This window comes from Halopenitus malekzadehii (genome assembly GCF_900108505.1).
Classification (GTDB): Archaea; Halobacteriota; Halobacteria; order Halobacteriales; family Haloferacaceae; genus Halopenitus; species Halopenitus malekzadehii.
Window position 1 is genome coordinate 1 of record NZ_FNWU01000035.1, and the last position, 3,729, is coordinate 3,729.

The 3,729-nt window shown below is 51.6% G+C and carries 3 protein-coding genes; 2 read left to right on the forward strand and 1 reads right to left on the reverse strand.

The annotated features are described in order from the left end of the window. Window positions 1-523 precede the first annotated feature (523 nt). Complete coding sequence (locus BLW38_RS15515) at window positions 524-2,044, forward strand: sensor histidine kinase (RefSeq protein WP_092818092.1); 1,521 nt, start codon at window positions 524-526, stop codon at window positions 2,042-2,044. A gap of 225 nt (window positions 2,045-2,269) precedes the next feature. On the opposite strand, the gene BLW38_RS15520 is transcribed toward BLW38_RS15515, so the two are convergent. After that, window positions 2,270-2,713 (reverse strand): pyridoxamine 5'-phosphate oxidase family protein, encoded by a 444-nt coding sequence (locus BLW38_RS15520; RefSeq protein ID WP_092818093.1) that lies wholly within the window; start codon window positions 2,711-2,713, stop codon window positions 2,270-2,272. Window positions 2,714-2,869: 156 nt separating this feature from the next. Here BLW38_RS15520 and BLW38_RS15525 point away from each other — a divergent pair, with 156 nt between their 5' ends. Further along, window positions 2,870-3,667: a histidine kinase N-terminal 7TM domain-containing protein gene (locus tag BLW38_RS15525; RefSeq protein WP_245710268.1), complete on the forward strand. Its 798-nt coding sequence runs from the start codon at window positions 2,870-2,872 to the stop codon at window positions 3,665-3,667. Window positions 3,668-3,729 lie beyond the last annotated feature (62 nt).

The following is a 3,729-nucleotide window of genomic DNA, read 5'->3' on the forward strand; positions in this document are numbered from 1 at the left end:
CGCGTCTTGGAGTTCTTCGACGGAGATTTCGTCGAGATGGTCCATTAGATACTGTACAGCACTCCGTGCCGATAGTTCTAATGGCTACTATAGCTCCACCAATCCCACCGGGGAGTGTTTCCGCCATAATCTGTTCGCTTGTCATCTAAGTACATTAATGATGTGTACAATGATGGATCACCTCTCAACATCGGTGATCTCGAATCAGACTTCCGGATTTACTGTCAGTCACGTCAACTCACATACAACGAGCACGCATTTGGCCGCTCATCGTATCCACCATCCTTCGACCCCGATTTAAACCCAGTTTCCCAAACAGCCTTATTCTACATACTGAACCGGTGAAGCTACGGTTCTTGCCCCAGAGGTACTTCACAAAATAACGGCACCATCGCCACAAAGAACCGGTCTACTGGTACAATCGCAATAGATTAATTTCGAAAAGTATAACAATAGCTGTTAATCATCTGAACTACTACGTACAAACACTCCACACAGCCATTACTGCCACACTCCCTCTCATATGACTGTTTCACGCCGTCTCACAGGAACGCTCATCTCTGCCACCGGAATCGTACTCACACTCACGCACGCCACACACATCATCACGCACGACAAGCCACCGTTAGCAATGGTGATCGGTGCCGGGGTCCCGCTCACCATCTCTTGGATAATCATTTATGCTGGGTACTGGATCACACAGCAACACAATCGAGCACCATCCAATAAACGACTCCTTGTATGGACCGCTCTTGGTGGACTCGCAATCGGTGGGCTCGTCGGGACTATCACCGTCCACCAGTACCTCGCCGGAGACGTACCGCACGACGCCGAGTTTCAACTCGCCACCGCAGTCACAGGCGGTGTACTTGCTGGATTCCTCGCCGGTATCTACAACACGGAAGTCCACCATCGATCAAGGCGGCTTGAAGCTCTACAGACAGCAACAGCAGAATTCGTCACGGAATCTGAGAAGGAAGCCGTGTGCGAACGCGTAGTGCAGTTCGCTAAAAACGAATTGAACGCATCGCTGGCTGGTGCTTGGCTCTACAACGAATCACGAAATGTGCTTGAACCCGTCGCGGCCACAAACGACAGCGAAAAAACGTTCGAGGCTGCACCGACGTATACCCCTGACGACAATCTTTCTTGGAACGCATACACCAACGGAGAAATCTGTGTCTACGATGACGTACACAACCATCCGGACAGGCACAACCCTGACACTGTGATTCGTAGTGAACTCATCATCCCGCTCGGAGAGCATGGTGTAATGAATATCGGATCGAGAACTCCCGACATGTTCGATGCCGTTGATGTCGTTACCGCCCGTGTCCTCGCATCTGTTACTGAAAGTGTTCTCGACCGGGTTGAGCGAGAAGAAGAACTCCGAGAACAGCGGCAGGAACTCGAACAGCAAAATAATCGACTCGAAGAATTCGCCAGTATTGTTTCACACGATCTTCGGAACCCACTCAGCGTTGCGGAAGGTTACCTTGAACTCGCTAAAGAAGATTGTGACACGGACTCATTAAACCACATTGAAGATGCGCATACCCGTATGAATACACTCATTACGGATATGCTGCACCTTGCGCGAGCTGGGCAGACGATCGACGACACAACGCACCTCTCGCTCAAAGACGCCGTCGAAGCTGCATGGAGTATGGTCGAGACACCAAGTACTGCAGCGCTCACCACGACACCAGGTTCTGGTGAATTTACGGTAGTTGGTGATGAGTCACGCGTCAGGCAGCTATTTGAAAACCTGTTCCGGAACGCAATCGAACACGCAGGTGAGGACGTAACAGTAACCGTCGGTGTGTTAGATAATGGCGACGGGTTTTACATTGCGGATGATGGACCCGGGATTCCGGACGAAGACCGTGACCGAGTGTTTGACTCCGGGTACACCACGATCGAGGACGGATCTGGATTAGGCCTTGTCACAGTGCAACGAATCGTCGACGCGCATAACTGGAGTGTGACTGTCACCGACAGTAACGACGGTGGGGCGCGATTCGAGATCAAAGTAGGACCGTAGGTACGTAAGCCAGAGGCTCAAAATCACCGTAGGGAATCACTACTGCTCTTCGTTTGTGTCCCCGCCCCTACCCGTATCCGCTACCTAGTCGCCAGTTGAGGACCCTTCATCAGGTGCATGGCTGATCGCGTGGCGGTTTTGTCTTCGCACCTTCACCGGTCTCAGGCTCTGTTGAAAGCCGCGGTAGGTGACATACCTTGTCCTGTTGCGGCCAGTTCAGATTGCCTATTGGTCGTCGGGAGTAGGGGTGAAAGCACTGAACTGACGGCCGGATATTGCGGTTGGCTCTAAGCGGTAGTAGTCCATTGTGAATTCTTCTGGCGTCGTTTCGGTGTAAACATTCAGAGTTGGGATAGAAGCGTTTTCGGCGATTGCTGTGGCGGCCTTGGTTTCGTCTTCTTCAGGGACAGGTTCAATTGGGCCCTGAACAAGGACGCTTCTTGCAGGGTGTTCGTCGTAGACCGTCAACGTCGCTGTTTCTGTCGTTTCGAGGAATCTCATCTTCTTGCTATCAGCTGTGTAGACGAACTGAAAATACACTTTCTCACCGTCGTAGCCGAACGATTCTGGAATCGAATACGCTTCTGTACCGTCAGTAAGCGCGAGTACACCAACGCCCGACTCGTAAAGGAGTGTGTTAATCTCTTCCTGCGATAATTTGTCAGTCATACTGATACGTAGTCGTTATCTAACCGAATATGTTTTGCTTATAGCTTGAACTGCGAGTGGTAGCTCATCTCAATTAACAGAGAGAAGGTCTGATCGACCTCTGTCAGAGTACTCGCCCAACAGTTATTTGATAGCTTGAGAACGTCTTTTAATAGAATGATAGAGCCACTTCTTCTCGGTCATCTCATCATTTTCGCGCTGTCTGCGATAGCCTGTGTGGCTGCGATTCCTCAAGCACGGAAGATCCAGCATCCGGGGACACGGGAAGGGTTCGTTGTTTTCCTCGGTTCAGTCGCCCTGTGGTCTGGGGGATACATCGGCTACCTCATCGCACCGACACGGTCGGGAAAAGTTGCGTTCTATATCCTTGGGTTTGTGTTCGCATTCGTCGCTGTCGCGGCCTGGCTCTACTTTTGTGCTGCCTATACTGGCCGCCCACCGCGACACGCCCCGTTCCGGAATCTTATCCTCGGGACGTTCCTCTTTTTCATCGCGCTCAAAGTCACGAATCCACTCCACAATCTCTATTTTACGACCGAATGGGTCACTGAGCCGTTTCCACATCTCGTTATCCACCATGAACTGCTCTACTGGATCGTCTTAGGACTGTCATATGCCGCCATCACTGTCGGATTTTTCGTCCTTATGGAGCGATTCTATCATACTGGTAGTGACAGCCGTCCGCTCGTCGTGCTCGTTGGACTTTCAGGGCTCCCAGCTGTTGCAACGATCATTGGCGGCCAGATTGACTGGCTGCTCCCATTAATGTATGAGCCGCCTGGCGTCGCGCTCTTCGCCGTCGGAACGCTGTTTTTCTATAGACAGCGGTTTGAGGGGATCCGCCTCACTGGCGAATCAGACGAACCGGCGATCTTCCTCGATCAGGATACCTGTGTCCGGGATTACAACCAAGCAGCCCGTAGACTCAGTACCTCACAAAGCATCCACAGCTAGCTGTTTCTGCGGCCTGAGTTCTGTCTCGAAGCGGTTGTACTGATGGTCTCGATGAGATGATT